Raw genomic sequence first — 17,662 nt, 5'->3', positions numbered from 1 at the left:
CACCTATTTTCGATATTATTAGAGGATACAAAAAATTATAATTGATTGCGTCAAAGTCAATACATGAACTCTTGCTTGCTTATTTTCATCTCATTTATTTTTTTAACCTTGGTAAATCTACAAATTTACTTTGATCCTCCCTCTGCTGTAGACAGACAGATTTTGTCTGAACGGATGAATATTGACCAAGGCAAAATATTCGCAAACAATATGGCATTAGCTCAAGGGGTAGACAAGAATTTCATTTCGGGATTCAGCACAGGAAGCTACCCAGTAGGAATAACCTTGAATCCATTTACTAGTAAAATCTATGTAGCAAATCAGTATTCCAATACAGTTTCGGTATTTGACGCAAAAACGGATAAACTCATTAGTACTGTACAGACGGGCATATTTCCATATAGTATAGACGCAAATCAATTTAATAATAGAATTTATGTGACAAACAGAGGATCTGACGACGTTACGGTGATCGATGGTTCTACAGATTCAGTTATTGACAATATTGCAGTAGGCAAATCCCCAGTCCAAGTTGCTGTGGATCAATCAAGCAATTGGGTATATGTTACAAATATTGATTCAAGCTCAATTTCTGTCATTGACGGAATAACCAATAAGGTCATCAGAACAATAAGCGGGATAAGTACTCCGTATGGTATTGGTATTGAACCCATATCAGATAAACTGTACGTCTCAAATATTGCTAATTCGACTATCACGTTAATGGATGAAGATAGGTATAATTTTGTTAAAAACATCCCAGCAGGTAATTCCCCGGTAGGAATTGACATTAATGAGAAAGGAAACCTTGTTTATGTTACAAATTACGCTTCAAACTCGCTTTCTGTGATAAATGGAACTGATGGTACTGTGATAAAGACCATTGAGACTGGTCAGTTTCCAGTCGGTGTAAAAATAAACCCGGTTTCAAACAAGGTATATGTAAGCAATATAGGATCCAATACTGTAAGCGTAATAAACGAAACATCCCTAGAGAAAATAAAAGACATCCCAGTAAACCCTTCCTCTATTACCAAAAGAGAAGGATATCCTTCTACGATTCCCACTAACATAAAATTCCCATTGATTGCAAGTTTCGTGGCAATAGACCCCCTAACGAACCTAGTCTACGTCACAAACACTGCTTCCAATACCCTTTCAGTAATTGACGGAAAAGAAGATGAAAGGATAGTAAGGATAGGATTTCAGACTAATCCCGAAAATTCTGGGTTCATAGAGTGCAATGGTATAAAAAATTTGAATCAAAATTCTACAATTATTACAACAGACAATGAGGCAACCTGCACGGCAGTGCCTGAAAGAGGATACACATTTGATTCTTGGTCAGGACTCACACTCAGCACTGAAAACCCGTTAAAATTCAATTCAAGCGAATATGGCAACATTGTTGCAAATTTTAGACCAACACTTTCGACTGAACAATATATCTTCCTAATAGGAGGCATAACAGGCATGGCTTCTGTCTTACTTGGATGGTTTTTTAAGGGTGGACAAAGAAGAAAGTTTAACAAATTAATTCAGATAACTAATAAAGCCATACAAGATGCTGACGTAGGTGACAAAACCCAAAGCATTATCAAATTAGAAAACCTTAGGAGAGACATATTTAATACATACAGACGGGGCTCGCTTACCGATTTTCAATTTGATTTTCTTGATAAAAGACTGATCAATTACATAAATAAAATTAGTAACCTATAATGGTCGAGGCTATTTGGAGATCAAAACTTCCTTGTCTGATGCACGAGTGATATTTAATCAAAAAAATATAGTTTGATATTTGTTGAGTGTTAATCTATAAATAAAGAATGTTTTGGGTCTAAAAAATTAGAGTTCGGGGAAGGATGGCATTCAACCTTATCCTATTATTAAAAATAGAATGAAAAACTACAGGTATGGTTACTTAACTTGTTCTCATTTGTTTATGCCTAACATAAAGATTAGATAGGAAGGCCCTTATCTCATAAAAGTTGTAGTTATTTAATTGCAAGGAATAACGTACCAATATTTCTATTTACATGAGTAAATAACAGAGTGGTCAGTATCCCTTGAGTTGATTGGTCGGTTGCCATTTCCATTAGTAGATAGAATATGGTATTGTCGAACCCATAGGATTGGTCGTGTATGCGACGTTGAGAGTAATTATGGGGAAGGAGGTTAACTTGAAAAGGTTGAAAAAAGGCTGTATACAGTAAAGGTAGGTGAGTGACAATAACATTACATTTCAATTGTCGTAAAAACGATTTTAAATGGCCTTTGCACGTCTACATTATATATTCATGTTTAACAATGATCAATTAAAGGAGCTTGTAAAAAAGGCAAGAGAGGCCACTCCAAAAAGAAATTTTGCTCAATCGGCTGAAATAACTTTAGTATTAAAAGATATTGATGTCAAAAAAGGATTTAGTGTCAACGAAATAGTAGTATTGCCTAATCCAACTAAGAAAGGATCTTCACTTTGTATGCTTGCTACTGGAGACATGGGGTTAAGAGCAAAGAAAGCTGGTGTTGATCAGGTGATGGAACCTGATACTTTAGATAGGATTGGGACAAATCGGAGAGAAGCTAGAAAAATCGTTCGCTCTTATGACTTTTTCCTCGCAGATGCTACTTTGATGTCATCTGTTGGTCGATCGTTAGGTCAATTTTTGGGTCCAAAAGGTAAAATGCCCACCCCTGTTCCCTATGGTGCCCCTATTGAAAACATAGCATCAAGGTTGAGATCATCGACAAGGATAAGATCCAAAAATCAATTAAACATGTCAACAAAAATAGGAGATGAATCAATGACTGATGAGCAGCTTGTAGCAAATGCTAGTGCGGTCATTGCTTCAGTTGAAAAGAAACTACCGCAAGGAGACAAGAACATTAGGAACGCTATAATTAAATTTACTATGGGTAAAGCATTAAAAGCAAGTACCCTTGGAAAATAAACGACAGGGATTATCATAATGAGTCAAACAGCCATCATCAATAAGTTAGGAAGAACATCATATCCAGAAAGGAAAGTCAATTTATATCAAACTTTGCAAGATTTAGCAAAATCTTATAACGTAATCGCACTTTCGAGGATGACAAAAGTGAGATCTGCTCAGCTTATGGCAATTAGAAAAAAATTCAGAAGTGAGATAAAGATAATTACCATAAAAAACAAGGTTGCTCAGAGGGCCTTTGAAGAGATTTTTAAGGATGTTAAAGGATTGGAATTCCTCAATAAAGAGTTAGAAGGCCAGTGCGCATTGATGTTTACCAACCTTAGCCCATTTAAAATGAATTTAACATTTGATAAAAACAAGATATTCATGGCAGCCAAAGGCGGTGATATTGCTCCCAACGAACTTGTCATTCCTGCTGGTAATACAGGAATAAATCCAGGTCCAGTATTATCGGAATTCAAAGAATCTAATGTCCCCACCAAAATTGATCAAGGCACGATATGGGTTTCTAAGGACACGGTTGTCGCTAGAGCCGGTGATGTTATCCCCCAAAAGTTAGCAGCTTTGTTAAGTAAATTGGATGTAAAACCAATCGAAGCAGGAGTTTCAGTTAATTTTGCGATTTCTGAAGGGCTTGAGTTTAAGGAAAAGGATCTAAAGATAGTAGTATCAGATTATGTTCAAGAGTTAGTAAAATCCTTCCAGGAGGCTTTGTCCCTATCAGTAGAAGCAGTATACTTTACAGAGGAATCAATGCCATTAATACTCTCAAAGGCAAAACAACATGCATTGTCCCTAGCTTCAGAATCTGGGTATACTTCGCCTGACACGATTGAACTGGTAATGCTCAAAGCTAATGCAATTGCTTCAAGTTTGGCTCGCCAGTTAGATTCCAAGGGCTTTTCTTCCACTAACTGATCCATATTTTTTTATATTACAAATCTTGCTAGAGTTCAAAACTGTTTATTTATTTTTCTAAATCTAGATCTGGTCTCTTTTTAGGTCCTAGATTTTACATTTAGGATATCACAAATACGAAGGCTAGGATATCAGTTATCTTTTTGGTTCATTTATCACTTGTAAGCCTTAGAGATTAGGATACTAGATTAGACATGTACAAAATGATAGGATAAAATAATAATACTAAAATAGAGAAAAGAATAAAGGTTAGCCGAAAAGTGAAGATAAGCCTTCTAATGCTTCTTCTTCTTTCTTCTCGTCCTTCTTTTCTTCCTCTTTTGCTGGGGCTCCTGAGCCTGAAGCAGCTGGAGTAGCTTGTGCGCTTGCTGGGGCAGCGGCAGCTATTGGAGCAGCCTTTAGTGCATCCTCAATGTTAACTTCACTTAAGGCAGCAACCAATGATTTAACTCTAACTTCATCTGGTTCTACACCTGTTGATTTAATTACATTTTTTACATTATCTTCATTGACATCTTGCTTTAATTTATGTAATAATAAAGCAGCATATACATATTCCATGATAAAAGAAAATTTCACGAGTCCATAATATAAAACTTTATAAAATTCGTGAACTACGTGCAACCGCATAAACATGCTCCTTTAATTCCTGAGACATCAAAGAATTCATTTTTTTTATCAACATTGTTCTTGCTTGTGACCTCTCTTCCTCTGATGCTGAACTAAAGTAATTACTAAACAATTCTGCCAAGCTTTCTTTAATCCAACCATCCAGTACAAAATATCTATTCTCATTTATTGGGATTACCTTATCGATCTTCGGGTCAATAATGTCTTCGAAATCTCCAGTATCCAGCCTATCAATAATAAAGAAAATGCAATTATTAGGCTCCGGATTGTTTATTGCTTCAATTGGTTTTCCTTGAGCCCTTCCCGACCTAATTCTTTCAAGCAGGCCAACTGGTTTTAGGAAAGTACCCTTAATTCTTATTACTTTATCATGATCAGAAATAATCTTGCCTATTATCACATAATTTGAATTTTCATCTCTTCTTACTACAAAAACAAAATTACCGGGCTTTAACTTAGACTTTCCAAACATGTTGAAAAGTTATCGATCTAATAATATAATATTTACTAATGATCTGATAAAAAAAGATACTAGATTTTTTAAATATATTTATGATTTTAAGCAAATTATTTAATTACATTTATTAATGTAACCAATAATTATATGATAGAGTCAATCTTGCAAAGATTCGATGATTTAGATATGAAAATTTTGTCAGAATTGACAAAAGATGCAAGTATTTCAATCCCCCAGCTAAGTAAGAAATTAAACATTAACTCCTCAGTTTTGTACAGCAGAATCAAAAGGCTTACTAAACGAGAACTTATCAGAAAATTTACTGTTATCATAAATGAATCACAGCTGGGTATTAATATTAAGGCAACAGTCGGCATAAATCGTGATCCAAAATTAAAAGAACCCATCCATAATGAACTTATCAAAATCCCAGAAATAAGGTCACTCATAGAAGTTACTGGTCGTTTCGACATAATACTGTCGGTAAATACAAGAACTCTAGAAGAACTTCACAAGGTAGTAATAGAGAGAATCGGGAAAATAGAAGGCATACAAGCTACAGAGACCTTCGTGGAGATGCAAAGAACAGATAAGGAACCAGTTTATTCGATACAAACTAGTAATCAAAATTTTGGATGAGTTGTGGTCATGATGAATCGGGTTTTGAAATTAGAAATATTAAAATTATAATGAAATATTTAGAATCTTAGAAATCAATTGTTCTCGTTCCAAAAAATACTCGATAAAATCCAAAAAAGAATAGGAGAGATTTTTCAGACTCTTAAATTAGCAAAAAAAACAAGCAAGGACGATTATTTCACTCATCTAAGATTGGTACTATTGGCTATAGGAGCTGTAGGTGGGATTGGATTTATAATAAAGTTAGTCGGCGAGCTACTATTTGTAAACAAGTAGCACGAATCTTTTACATTTTATGCAATTGAAAGCTAGAATAATAGATTTGTCGCTATGATTTGTTTTTGTGAGCTAAGATGAGTAAAAACCCCGTAGAAATTGATGTAGAAAACAAGATAAAGATTAATCCTGAAATTATGATCATTGAAAAGCTATACCCGATTATTTATGATAATTCAATTTTCCTATTCTACAAGGATGAAAATGAGTTAATTAATTGTTATGAAATTACCGACAAGAGCACTGTAGAAAAGGCAATGCTAAATCCTGATAAAATAATTGAAATTTTGGAAGAGCTAGATAAGTGATATACTATTATATTATTGAATTTTGCATGATATTTAATGTCTCATAGCAAATACGAATCTGGAAATAGAAAAAGCAATGAAATTTTTATCGGGAAAAAACCACTAATGACGTATGTTACTGCAACTCTAGTCCAACTAGCTAATGAGCCAACTGTCGTCATAAAAGCAAGAGGGAAAAGCATCACAAGGGCAGTAGATGTGGCTCAAATAATAGTGAAAAGAATGAATACACTAGGTTATAGGGTAGAAAAAGTAAAGTTAGGGTCGGATGTTCTTACTGGCACTGAAGATGATAAACCTAGAAATGTCTCTACAATAGAGGTATCAATTTCAAGATCAAAGTAAATTATTGTTACTTTTTCAACAGTCTAATCGTATAATTTTTCGAATATTTAATAATTACTTGAAAAGTATGATAATATGACGATGTCCCACAAATATTTACAAAAATCCATCGGAAATATCTTGATTTCTGTGGTTATACTTGTATTTTTGTTTCATTTAAATCAGTTATCTGGTAAGGATCTTTTGATTTTTGGTTTATTTTTCGAAACTCAAAATCAGCCAATGTTAACTCATACAGACAATAAGTTTCATTTTGCAATTGACTATCCTAATAACTGGGAAAAATCTGTAAAGCTAAACAATGAAATAATACTGATTGCCCCTAAGGACAAAGATTCGGTAAGTAGTCCGGCTGGAATCGTGGTCAAAGTAGTTCCCACTCCAGGAAAAAACATATCTGCCGATTCTGCATCAAAAGGCATTATATCCCAAATTCAAAAAGAACATAAAGATTTCAAATTGGAAACTTCTGATACTTTTACAGTGGACGGAAAGAAGGCTGCGAAAGTAGTTTTTACAGCAACGGACAGTAAATTACAAAATCGCAAGGCAATGCAAATTGTAGTTTCCAATTATGAGAATATTTACATTATCACATACAAAGCTTCATTGGATAAATACAATACCTTTGAAAATACGGCAAACGATATGATAAAGTCATTTAAATTCTTACCTGGATAATAATCAAATAATTGTTTAGCGCATTGCTTTTATCAATGCGCTAAACATGTTCCCCTTCGGTTTGGTCGATGTAACTACTAATAAAAGTAATTCATATTTAAAGTTATCAATTTTGCACTCTAGTGCCCTGTGTAAAATTCCTTGGACTTTAACCGGTCCCTTTTGGAAGGTGAGAAGTCCCGAATACAAATCTAATTCCCAATTTGATCTCATCAAGCCCAATGGGACCACCCACGTAAATCATTTATGAGGTTGTCTATAGAATCTTGCAAATATTCGGACCCTACATCATGCTTTAAGATAAGGTCTATTACCCAGGGTGTATTAGGATATGAAACAGGTTGAAAAAACTGATTTGACTTTCATATTTAAAATGCGTAAATAATTTGAACGCCACTTCTATTTTCTAGTGTGATAAATATCAACACGCCATGTTATATTAAATTTGCATAATTATGATTAATTTAACTCAGAAAAAATTGATCTATTATTAACAGGGCTAATAAATAATCAAAAAGGAATACTTTTTTATAAAATATATCAAGTAGAATTATGGTATTGAAGATCAAAAAAGTGGAACTAATACTGATTGCATTGATTGTAGTTGTTTTAGTAGTCGTTATTTACAATGTTTTGATTTTTGTACCGTTTAAAGATTATTCTCTAGACGTAGATGCGTTAAAGGACCCGGAGTCTCTGTTGGTCAATTCCCGAGTGGTCTTAAAAAATACTGGAAAGTTGGCATTAAATGACATATACGTAGTATATGATAACAACAAGAATTTGACTGAGAATTTGTTGAGGATTGAACCTGGTCAAACCGTTATCTTATCTCCTCCCCAGGGCGCTCCTTTAAACACTGTTTCAGTATTTACAGGAGAAGGGATAAGCATCGATAAAGCGTTTAGGTCACCCATCAAGATGCCAGGCATGATAGGATCATAGGATTTTGAGATCCTGAGTCTAAACCCGGTACAAAAATTCTGGCTTTAAGACTGGCTTAAATCATAAACCGAATTAATTCTAACCAAATCATCGTTGTGGCCGAACTCTAGATTCTTTACAAGCAATGACCCGTCATTGTATATCTTTCTTATTTCCCCACTAAATTTATTGCCACCTATCGAAAACCTATATCTTAAATGCTTCTGTGATTCCATTATTTTGTTTTTATAATAAATTGTTAGTTCCTCTATGAATTCGCTTGAGGCCAATTTTTGAAATTCATCATCAAAGCTTTTTAAGAAATACTGGATAAAATCATGATTTGAAATTCCTATATTTTGGTTTTCATATTTGACGGTTGTAATGTCATAATCATAAATTCCGCTATTCCTGTCTTTTACCATTTGCTTGGTAAAATCCAAATCATTGTTGGAATTCACCCCTATTCCAATAATTATTTGGCATATACTATTACTCTCGACTTCGGCATCCAACAATATGCCTGCAACTTTCTTACCATTAATCATAATGTCATTGGGCCATTTCACCATCGATATTAATCTGGTATTATTTTCCAAGGTCTGACAAAGCAATCTAGTCACCAACATTAGAATTCGAAATAACTCTTGGGTTTTCAAATCAGTCTCCAGTGCCAAAGACATCCAAATTCCACCTTTGGGAGATGCCCAATTCGGACCCTTTCTACCTTTACCTCCAATCTGAATATCGCTAATTATTACTGATGGATAGAAATTACTATGACTTTTTAATAATTCATGTGCGAAATCTTGAGTTGATTTGAGACTATCAAAGTAAAAGAATTGGTTAAAAATTGTAGATTTGTCCATGGAATTTATCAGTTTGGATATGAACCTGAATTTATCCATGTCAGAGCACAAAATCTTTATCAATTTACTCTGGACTGTCCTATGTTTGATATAAAAAGGCAAAGGTAATCCCTATAATTAGAGAAATCCCAAAAAACCTGGAAAAGAGCACGGTATTAGCCATTATTCTTATGTAATAGTCATTATTAAGCCGCTTAAAATTGTAGAGAAAATATTTGAATCTATACAACATTAGCACTACATATGGTATAAGCAAAATGCAAGGAATTACTGAATAATAACTATTTATCAAAGTTGAAAAAAAAACCATGGTCAAGAGGTATATCCCAACAATTGTTCCAACGACAAACATGAGAATGAATCGATTGCTCCTTTTGTCTATCATTATGGCCAGAGTCTTACGTCCCATTTGCCTGTCGGGAACAATGTCGGGCACTGAATTTATGAATAGAACCAATGAAGATAACAAACCAGTTATGATCCCAAGTACTACGGATTCTAAAGTAATACTGAAATTTTGAACATAAAAGGTCCCAACCACAATTAATGCTCCTTTAGCCGCTACAAATAATTCCCCCAATCCCCAATTAACCAATTTACTCGAATAGAGAACTATTGACAATGCAGCGAATAAGAGTATGAGGGCAATAACAAATCCTTTAAAATAAACAAAAATACCTCCTATCATCAATCCTAAAATGAGAAAGCCTATGCCTGCCAGATAAACGTGACGTGGTTTTAAGAGACCTTCTGGCAAAACCCCGGTTCCACCACTAAATTTTGTTTTTCTGGTTTTCAAGTCTATGCCTCTCTTAAAATCCCAATAGTCATTTAGCAAATCAACACTAGAGTGTAGACAAAAAATTCCGATATATGTTAGGATAGCATAAATTAAACTAAAATTCTGTGGTTGATACCATATTGTCAGTGCTAACCCACAAGTGACGGCTATGGCTGAGGCAGCAAGAAATCTGAACCTTATTGCCCTCAACCATATATCTAGTTTAAAAATCATCCTCTGGTGCCAATTAGAAAGTTGATAAATTCATTGATCTGATTTTCTTAGAATACTAGTCACTGAATTATATTCAATCTCATTTAGAGTGGGGTATTTAGATATCATTGTGTTCTCTATTGTGTGCGATGTTTTCTTTTGTCCGATTAGGGGGGCGACAATCCCCGGTGTAGACCGAACAAATTGTAATAATTTTAGAGACATTGCCGGGAGATTGTCTAAAGGAGATTTGTCCAGTACTGCACCAAGTAACTTGCCCTGGTACAGTGGTACACTAGTAAAAACATGGATTCCATATTTTTGGGATGATTCCAGTAAAGTTGCTTTGCTGGAGGTTTCCGTAGGTTGATTCTTAAATGTATAGGGTTCGTTAAGATACATATTGAAGGGCAATTGAATAAATTTGAAACCGTTGTTACTGCCACCTACATCGTTTGCTATTTTTATAACCTCCTTTAAGGATAAGTAACCCTTACTGTTTTCTTTTGAGGTAAAGCAATTCCAAGTAGCCATTCCATAAAAATTAATTTTGCCTTTTTGCCTGAAATCTTCATATAACTGAAAAACTCGAGACAACATTTCATAGTAAGTAGACTTATCAACTATGTTACACCAACTTTCGAATGAATTATGAATGTAAATCAAATCAATAGTCTTGAGCCCCATATTACACAATGACTTGTCTATGCATTTAGAAATATAATTTGGATTCATGATGTGATACGAAGGACTTATGTCGGAACGAGATATGATTTTATTATTGAGAAACATTAGCTCTAAATATGAATCGATATCCACTTTACTCAAATCCCCATCATTAGTTACATATCCATTCTTAGTACAAATAAATACACTTTCCCTGTCAATGACCTCTTCTTCAATCAAGTTAGATATAGCTCTGCCTATACATTTTTCAGATAGCATTGAGCGATAATTTATGGATGAATCGATCACATTTATCCCTCCTTCCTTTATGCTATAATGTAGAGAGTTTTCAAGGTCAGCATCGTCTCGTGCCGATAGGTTCCCAAGATAGGTACCCATACCTACAGATGAAAGTTTCAAATTTTCTACGTTTTTGAAATGAAATCTGCTTACGCCCTTTTTTAATGCGTTATCCATATACCTTGTTGTGCCTTTGGATGTTGCAAAACCTGAGTAGAATTTCCTTTGAAATGACACATCCTAGGTTGAAATAGATACGAATTTAAAATTATCTATGTTTCATGAATTAATCTTTGCTATTTGAAATGATTAATTTATTGTTTTTCTAAATCTATCGTGAAATCTGTTGGGTTAAGTTCTATACCACAAGTTGAGCATCTATTTCTCGTATTTCTCAAAATATCTTTAATAGGCTTTACGTTTATCATATGTTTTATTTTGCTTCCGCACTGATAGCAAAATATCTCAATAATCGGACAAGACATCAATTTCATTAAATTTTGAGATTATAAATTCAGAGGTGGTTAACTAACGTTGACTTAATGATAAAATAAATGAAAAATATAGATATAGATAAGGTAAGTTAGGAAATAATAAATACCTAGATATTTTTTTTTTAACTGTGCAAGTAGACCCTGTATGTGGAATTGAACTAAGTGAAGATTTAGCAACGATCCTTGATTATAAGGATAAAAAAATATATTTTTGTTGTGAAGGGTGTAAAAAAATATTTCAAAAAAAGCCAAAAAAGTATTCAAAATAATAAAATTTTATTGAACATTCCCATTCATTAATATTGTATGAAGGCGGCAGTGCTTGTTAAAAACAAGGTAGAATTAAGGAATATTGATTTACCCAAAGTTGGTAAGAACGAAGTTCTAGTACGTATGAGGGCATGCGGCATTTGTGGATCTGACTTGGAAAAGGTTTTTGGTAAATATGGGATGAAATCTTCAAGAATTGGACACGAACCTGCAGGTGAAATTGTTAAATTAGGCTCGAATATTAAAGACTTTAAAAAAGGCGACCGAGTTTTTGTTCACCATCATGTACCTTGTTATTCATGTCATTTTTGTTATAACGACGATTTTACGATGTGTGAAAAGTATCAAAAAAGTAATATTGATCCATGTGGGCTTTCTGAGTTTATACTTGTACCTCATTGGAATCTCTCAAAAGGAGGACTTATTAGACTTCCTGACAATATTAATTTTGACCAAGCTGCTTTGATTGAACCAATTGCATGTTGCTTGCGATCTTTGGATAAAATAAAATTAAAGAAGGCATCTACTGTTGCAATATATGGGGCTGGGCCAACTGGTCTAATGCATATGATATTGGCAAGGTTTTTTGGCGCTTCAAAGATATTACTAATCGATGTTAATAATTTCCGACTAGAATTTGCCAAGAAAATTGATCAACATGTTGAAGTCATGAACGTGGCTATTATGAAAGAAGATGAATTCAAAAGGAAATCAATAAAATTTCTTGGTAATAATGGATCAGATGTATCCGTTGTCTCTACTAGCAACATCAATGCATTCATTCAATCCTTAAGTATAACACGTAGGGGTGGCACAATTTCTCTTTTTGGTGTACCCCCGAAAGATACCGAAGTTAATATTGATTTGAATTTGATTTATTCGAAGGAATTAAAAATATTGCCAAGCTATGCTGCATCTGAAAAGGAAATACACCAAACGATTGGTCTAATGGAAGCCAAGATCATTAATTTTGAACCGTTAATTACTCATAGGTTTCCATTACAAGATTCTCACAAAGCATTATTGCATGCACACCAAGCCAAAGACTCGATGAAGATCATTATTACTGCTGGTTAATCTTTACCAATATTTTTATAGCATTTCAATAAACTACAAGCAGTATAAAAAATGGATTGGGGAATGAAAAACAGGCTTTCTAAAATAATAAAGCCCAGCAATAGTCGCTGTGTAATGTTGGCTGTAGATCACGGCTACTTTTTGGGTCCCACCGAGAAACTAGAAAATCCAAGAGAAACCATCGGTCCATTATTAAACTATGCCGACTCATTAATGCTCACGCGTGGTGTTCTGAGAACATCTGTAATTCCTGAAAGTAATACTCCGATAGTACTTAGGGTATCAGGGGGTTCTAGCATAATAGGAGAGGACCTGTCAAAGGAAACCATAGTTACCTCTATAGAAGAGGCTATTAAACTAAATGCATCATGTCTTGCATTATCTATATTTGTAGGGAGCAAATATGAATTTCAAACTTTAAAGAATCTTTCAAAATTAGTTAATGAGGGCGAGAAATATGGTATACCAGTTTTGGCGGTTACAGCCGTAGGTAAAGAAATGGCTAGAGATTCCCGTTATTTAGCTTTAGCATGTAGGATCGCCGCTGAACTCGGTGCTCATGTTGTAAAGACATATCACTGTCCCGATTTTAATAAAGTCGTTGAAGGGTGTCCAGTCCCAGTAATTATTGCAGGTGGTAAAAAATTGGCAGAAAGGGAAGCACTTCAACTGACCTTTGACGCACTCGAAGATGGAGCTTCTGGGGTTGATATGGGTAGAAACATTTGGCAATCGGACAATCCAGTTGCAATGTTAAAGGCAGTCAGAGCCATTGTGCATGAAAATTCTACGGTAAAAGAAGCTTATGATCAGTATGTCAACACGTCCACCATGACAGAAGAAATTAGAAAAAAATCAAGGAATAAATCAGTATCGATTTAGTAAATTATAACCCGGTCAACAATCAAATATAGCTCCTATTGACCTAACAAAATTTATAAATTAACTTTGTTTATAAATAGTGAATGGGATTAATTAAAACAATAAATTGTGATATAGCAAATAGAAAAATATTACATGTTAAAGGTTTTTTACTATTATAATTTTAGATTTGATTAATATGAGTTGTATTAATGATGAATGAAATGTCTGGTGCGGCGGCCTTAATGGCCGCGTTGGAAAAAGAAAAGGTAGATTATATATTTGGCCTTCCTGGCGGAGCAAATCTACCAATATACGATGCTTTGGTAGATTCTAAAATAAGACACATTTTGGTCAGACATGAGCAATCTGCTGCACATATGGCTGATGGTTATGCTCGTATTAAGAGGAAGGCAGGTGTGTGTTTCGCAACATCAGGTCCTGGCGCCACAAATCTTGTTACCGGTATAGCTACAGCATATGCAGATTCATCTCCAATTATTGCAGTGACGGGTCAAGTCGCTTTACCTATGATTGGCAAGGATGCTTTCCAGGAGACAGATATTATAGGCGTTACCAATCCGGTTACTAAATATGCATTTCAGCCAAGAGTGGCAAACGAGATACCTGAAATGGTTAAAAAATCATTTTATATAGCTGAGAGCGGTAGACCTGGTCCGGTACTAATAGACATTCCAAAAGATGTACAGCAACAGGTAACAAGGATGGATTTTCCTGAATATATCAAAGTTAGAGGTTATAATCCTATAGTTGATGCTGATTTGTCCGAGATAAACAAGGCCTGTGAAATGATACTTAAGGCTGAAAAACCAATGATAATGGCTGGCGGAGGAGTAATTCTTTCTGGCGCTTTCTCTGAATTACAGACGTTAGCAGAATTGCTTTCAATACCTGTAGTAACTACTTTCAAGGGAAAGGGAGCATTTCCTGAGAATCACCCGCTGGCACTTGGGCCCATAGGTATGCATGGACATGCTGAAGCTAATAAAATGGTACAAGAAGCAGATTGCATTCTTGCGATAGGAGCTAGATTTTCTGACAGGACTGTGGGAAGATTTGATGAATTTGGTAAGGATATCAACGTTATTCATTTTGACGTAGATCCGGCTGAAATTGGTAAGAATAAATCTGTGAATGCGGCGGTAATTGGAGATGTTAAATCTTCATTAAGGAGTCTCATAAAGCTAATCCCAAAAAATTTCAAGACCAACGACGAAATTTCAAAATTATGGTTAGGTAGAAAAAGGGAATTGGTTAATTATTATGAAGATAGTATCAAAGATTATTCTCGAGATATTACTGCCAAGAAAGCGTTAAAAAAACTACGTGAGATCTTGCCTGCTGATGGAATTGTAACCACCGAGGTCGGTCAGTGCCAAATGTGGGCATCGTTGCACTTTGACGTAATCTCGCCTGGGACATTTTTCAGCTCCACTGGATTGGGGACAATGGGATTTGGATTTCCGGCCTCCATCGGAGCCAAAGCAGCAAGAAATAACGTACCAGTGGTGGATATAGCAGGGGATGGATCGTTTAATATGACCGAAAATTCACTTGCAGTTTCTGTCTTAGAAGAATTGCCAGTTATTGTATTTTTACTAAATAATCAAATGTTAGGCATGGTTGCCCAGTGGCAGAGAACCTTTTATAATAGGAGATATAGTGGGGTGCATCAAAAGAATTGTCCTGACTACTGCAAACTGGCAGAATCATATGGTGCGCAAGCGTATAGAATAGGCTCAATGGCTGAATTAGACAAGGCGCTTAAGGTTGCCGTTAAATCGGACGTCGCTACCGTAATCGATATTCCAATAGATCCGGATGAAGACGTATACCCGTTTGTGGCTCCAGGAACTGGGCTCAAGGATATGATTATTGGAGCATGATATAGTATGCAAAAAAATAAGAACGCAATTTTTGATGATGACAATGAAAACAAATTGTATATTCTATCTGTCATCGTTGAAAATAAACCCGGAGTCCTCTTTAGAATCACCAATTTATTTAGGTCCAGGAATTTTAATATCGAAAGTATTACTGTGGGAATTACTGAAAAACCTGATTTGTCAAGGATGACTATTACCACGGTATCGGATGTTAAGACACTAGAACAATTGGTTAAGCAGTTACAAAAGTTGATTGATGTTATCCAGATCAATGTATTAAACAAGGAGAACGCTGTATACAGGGAATTAGCTCTGATCAAGATGAATGCCAAGGATCCCACTACTAGGATAGAAATTGCAAATTTTGCTTCCATATACAGGGGTAACATAATGGACATTAGTAACGAAACTATTACCGTAGAAATAATCGGGACCCCAGACAAGATTGATGCATTCAAAAATCTTGTATCAACTTATGGGATAATCCAAGTGGCCAGAACGGGTGTTTCTGCATTACCGAGGGGAGCTGTAAATGACCACCTCTGATATCAAAAAGAAAATTAGAATTTTTGATACTACCTTAAGGGATGGTGAGCAGACCCCAGGAGTAACAGTATCTCCAGATCAAAAATTAGAAATAGCAATGAAATTGGACGAATTAGGAGTGGACACAATTGAAGCTGGATTTCCTGTAGTCTCACCCGGAGAGGTGGAGGCTATAAGGAAAATCATGAAGCAAGGATTGAAAGCCGAAATCTGTGGTTTAGCACGCACCACACAAAATGATATTGATGTCGCACTCAAAAGTGATTTGAAATATATTCACACATTCATAGCAACTTCTGATATACATTTACAATACAAATTAAAGATGACTAGAGAACAAGTTTTGGAAAAAGCTATTTATGCAGTAGAATATGCCAAAAAACATGGATTAGTCGTAGAATTTTCCGCCGAAGATGCCACTAGATCTGATATACAATTTTTGAACAAAATATTCAAATCAGTTGCAGAAACTGGTGCTGATAGGATCGATATTCCTGACACCGTAGGTTATTCAACACCACAGTATATGTCAAGACTAGTATCGGAAGTTGCAGACGTAACCGGATTACCTGTTAGTGTACATTGTCATAATGATTTTGGATTGGCTGTTGCAAATTCCATAGCTGGATTTCAGGCGGGTGCATCTTGTGCACACGTTACAATTAACGGGCTAGGGGAGAGAGCAGGTAATGCGGCATTAGAAGAATTGGTCATGGCATGTCAGTGTCTTTATCAAATACCTCATAATATCATAACCGAACAATTGTATGATGTTTCAAAATTTGTTTCAAGTGCTATGGGGATTATAGTACAGCCTAATAAGGCCATTATAGGGGAGAATGCCTTTGGGCATGAATCAGGCATACATACACATGGAATAATCAATAATCCTTTGACCTACGAACCCATTAGCCCTGAATTGGTAGGCAGAAAGAGGTGGATGCAAGCCGGCAAGCATGCTGGTGCCCATGGTATCAAAGCAATCCTCGATGAATTTGGAATTACAGCTTCGGATTTGCAACTCAAAGAAATTGTAGAAAAACAGAAATCGATCGCGGATGGTGGAAAATCTATAACTACTTCTGATTTATTATCCATAGCATCAGAAGTCTTAAAGAACAAGAAATTCGATGAGAATTTTAAACTTAATGATTTTCATATAGTCACTGGACTGCATATTATCCCAACCGCGGTAGTTAAACTAAATATACATGGCAAGGATTTTATCGCCTCTGAAACTGGTGTCGGACCAGTTGATTCAGCGTTAAAGGCCATACAGACTATTGCACACGGTATTGCAAATATCAAAATAAGAGAATATAAGCTTGATTCAATTACTGGAGGCTCAGATGCATTGGCCGAGGTATCCGTAAAAGTAGAAGATAAGGAAGGTAACATTATTTCTGCTAGGAAATCTGGAGAAGATATAGTCGTGGCATCTGTTCAGGCAATGATTGATGCTATAAATAAAACAATGCTTAAAAAGATGATTCAAAGTGGAGAGCCTACCAAGTAACTCCTTGCTGATTATGAGAGACATATG

At 35.2% G+C, this 17,662-nt stretch carries 19 protein-coding genes; 14 read left to right on the top strand and 5 right to left on the bottom strand.

The features are described from left to right. The first annotated feature begins 108 nt into the window (after positions 1-108). From NMY3_RS10620 to NMY3_RS10610, 3 genes are all read left to right on the top strand, one after another. Positions 109-1,722 (top strand): YncE family protein, encoded by a 1,614-nt coding sequence (locus tag NMY3_RS10620; RefSeq protein WP_196815834.1) that lies wholly within the window; start codon positions 109-111, stop codon positions 1,720-1,722. A gap of 578 nt (positions 1,723-2,300) precedes the next feature. Next, positions 2,301-2,954 (top strand): 50S ribosomal protein L1, encoded by a 654-nt coding sequence (locus NMY3_RS10615; protein ID WP_196815833.1) that lies wholly within the window; start codon positions 2,301-2,303, stop codon positions 2,952-2,954. A gap of 18 nt (positions 2,955-2,972) precedes the next feature. After that, positions 2,973-3,875 carry a 50S ribosomal protein L10 gene (locus tag NMY3_RS10610; protein WP_196815832.1) on the top strand — a complete coding sequence of 301 codons (903 nt, stop codon included), beginning with the start codon at positions 2,973-2,975 and terminating at the stop codon, positions 3,873-3,875. A gap of 249 nt (positions 3,876-4,124) precedes the next feature. Here the strand turns inward: NMY3_RS10610 and rpl12p are convergent, their stop codons facing one another. Next, the gene (rpl12p, locus tag NMY3_RS10605; RefSeq protein ID WP_196818544.1) at positions 4,125-4,436 is read right to left on the bottom strand and encodes a 50S ribosomal protein P1; all 312 of its coding nucleotides are present in this window, start codon (positions 4,434-4,436) and stop codon (positions 4,125-4,127) included. 37 nt (positions 4,437-4,473) lie between these two features. Then, on the bottom strand, positions 4,474-4,977 hold the full coding sequence (locus NMY3_RS10600) for a hypothetical protein (protein ID WP_196815831.1): 504 nt from the start codon (positions 4,975-4,977) through the stop codon (positions 4,474-4,476). Positions 4,978-5,148: 171 nt separating this feature from the next. Between NMY3_RS10600 and NMY3_RS10595 the strand changes: the two genes are divergently transcribed. The 5 genes from NMY3_RS10595 (at position 5,149) to NMY3_RS10570 (ending at position 8,156) form a co-directional block, all read left to right on the top strand. Then, positions 5,149-5,601 carry an Lrp/AsnC family transcriptional regulator gene (locus tag NMY3_RS10595; protein WP_196815830.1) on the top strand — a complete coding sequence of 151 codons (453 nt, stop codon included), beginning with the start codon at positions 5,149-5,151 and terminating at the stop codon, positions 5,599-5,601. Between the two features lie 353 nt (positions 5,602-5,954). Further along, complete coding sequence (locus NMY3_RS10585) at positions 5,955-6,185, top strand: hypothetical protein (RefSeq protein WP_196815828.1); 231 nt, start codon at positions 5,955-5,957, stop codon at positions 6,183-6,185. A 36-nt stretch (positions 6,186-6,221) separates the two neighbouring features. Further along, positions 6,222-6,530 carry a DNA-binding protein gene (locus tag NMY3_RS10580; RefSeq protein ID WP_196815827.1) on the top strand — a complete coding sequence of 103 codons (309 nt, stop codon included), beginning with the start codon at positions 6,222-6,224 and terminating at the stop codon, positions 6,528-6,530. Positions 6,531-6,611: 81 nt separating this feature from the next. Further along, on the top strand, positions 6,612-7,211 hold the full coding sequence (locus NMY3_RS10575) for a PsbP-related protein (RefSeq protein ID WP_196815826.1): 600 nt from the start codon (positions 6,612-6,614) through the stop codon (positions 7,209-7,211). 558 nt (positions 7,212-7,769) lie between these two features. Beyond that, positions 7,770-8,156, top strand: coding sequence for a hypothetical protein (locus NMY3_RS10570; RefSeq protein WP_196815825.1), 387 nt, complete (start codon positions 7,770-7,772; stop codon positions 8,154-8,156). A gap of 44 nt (positions 8,157-8,200) precedes the next feature. Here the strand turns inward: NMY3_RS10570 and NMY3_RS10565 are convergent, their stop codons facing one another. From NMY3_RS10565 to NMY3_RS10555, 3 genes are read right to left on the bottom strand one after another with little or no spacing between them, the layout of a single operon-like run. After that, on the bottom strand, positions 8,201-9,106 hold the full coding sequence (locus NMY3_RS10565) for a biotin--[acetyl-CoA-carboxylase] ligase (protein ID WP_196815824.1): 906 nt from the start codon (positions 9,104-9,106) through the stop codon (positions 8,201-8,203). Continuing rightward, positions 9,084-10,019: a prenyltransferase gene (locus NMY3_RS10560; protein WP_196815823.1), complete on the bottom strand. Its 936-nt coding sequence runs from the start codon at positions 10,017-10,019 to the stop codon at positions 9,084-9,086. The genes NMY3_RS10565 and NMY3_RS10560 overlap by 23 nt, the downstream gene beginning before the upstream one ends. 30 nt (positions 10,020-10,049) lie before the next feature. Beyond that, positions 10,050-11,141, bottom strand: coding sequence for an aldo/keto reductase (locus NMY3_RS10555; RefSeq protein WP_196815822.1), 1,092 nt, complete (start codon positions 11,139-11,141; stop codon positions 10,050-10,052). Positions 11,142-11,586: 445 nt separating this feature from the next. Between NMY3_RS10555 and NMY3_RS10550 the strand changes: the two genes are divergently transcribed. From NMY3_RS10550 to NMY3_RS10525, 6 genes are all read left to right on the top strand, one after another. Further along, a complete protein-coding gene (locus NMY3_RS10550) occupies positions 11,587-11,727 on the top strand; it encodes a YHS domain-containing protein (protein ID WP_196815821.1) in 141 nt (46 codons plus the stop codon). A 49-nt stretch (positions 11,728-11,776) separates the two neighbouring features. Next, a complete protein-coding gene (locus NMY3_RS10545) occupies positions 11,777-12,805 on the top strand; it encodes an alcohol dehydrogenase catalytic domain-containing protein (protein ID WP_196815820.1) in 1,029 nt (342 codons plus the stop codon). A 51-nt stretch (positions 12,806-12,856) separates the two neighbouring features. Then, entirely contained in the window at positions 12,857-13,687 is an 831-nt protein-coding gene (lsrF, locus tag NMY3_RS10540) for a 3-hydroxy-5-phosphonooxypentane-2,4-dione thiolase (protein ID WP_425319351.1), read from the top strand. Positions 13,688-13,881: 194 nt separating this feature from the next. Continuing rightward, a complete protein-coding gene (gene ilvB / locus NMY3_RS10535; RefSeq protein WP_196815818.1) occupies positions 13,882-15,573 on the top strand; it encodes a biosynthetic-type acetolactate synthase large subunit in 1,692 nt (563 codons plus the stop codon). A gap of 6 nt (positions 15,574-15,579) precedes the next feature. Next, a complete protein-coding gene (gene ilvN / locus NMY3_RS10530) occupies positions 15,580-16,119 on the top strand; it encodes an acetolactate synthase small subunit (RefSeq protein ID WP_196815817.1) in 540 nt (179 codons plus the stop codon). After that, positions 16,106-17,635, top strand: a complete 1,530-nt coding sequence (locus NMY3_RS10525; RefSeq protein ID WP_196815816.1) for a 2-isopropylmalate synthase — start codon at positions 16,106-16,108, stop codon at positions 17,633-17,635. The genes ilvN and NMY3_RS10525 overlap by 14 nt, the downstream gene beginning before the upstream one ends. Positions 17,636-17,662 lie beyond the last annotated feature (27 nt).

Origin of the sequence: Candidatus Nitrosocosmicus oleophilus, assembly GCF_000802205.1 — an archaeon.
GTDB lineage: Archaea > Thermoproteota > Nitrososphaeria > Nitrososphaerales > Nitrososphaeraceae > Nitrosocosmicus > Nitrosocosmicus oleophilus.
The sequence above is the reverse complement of the archived record's forward strand: the minus strand, read 5'-3'. Positions and strand labels throughout refer to the sequence as shown.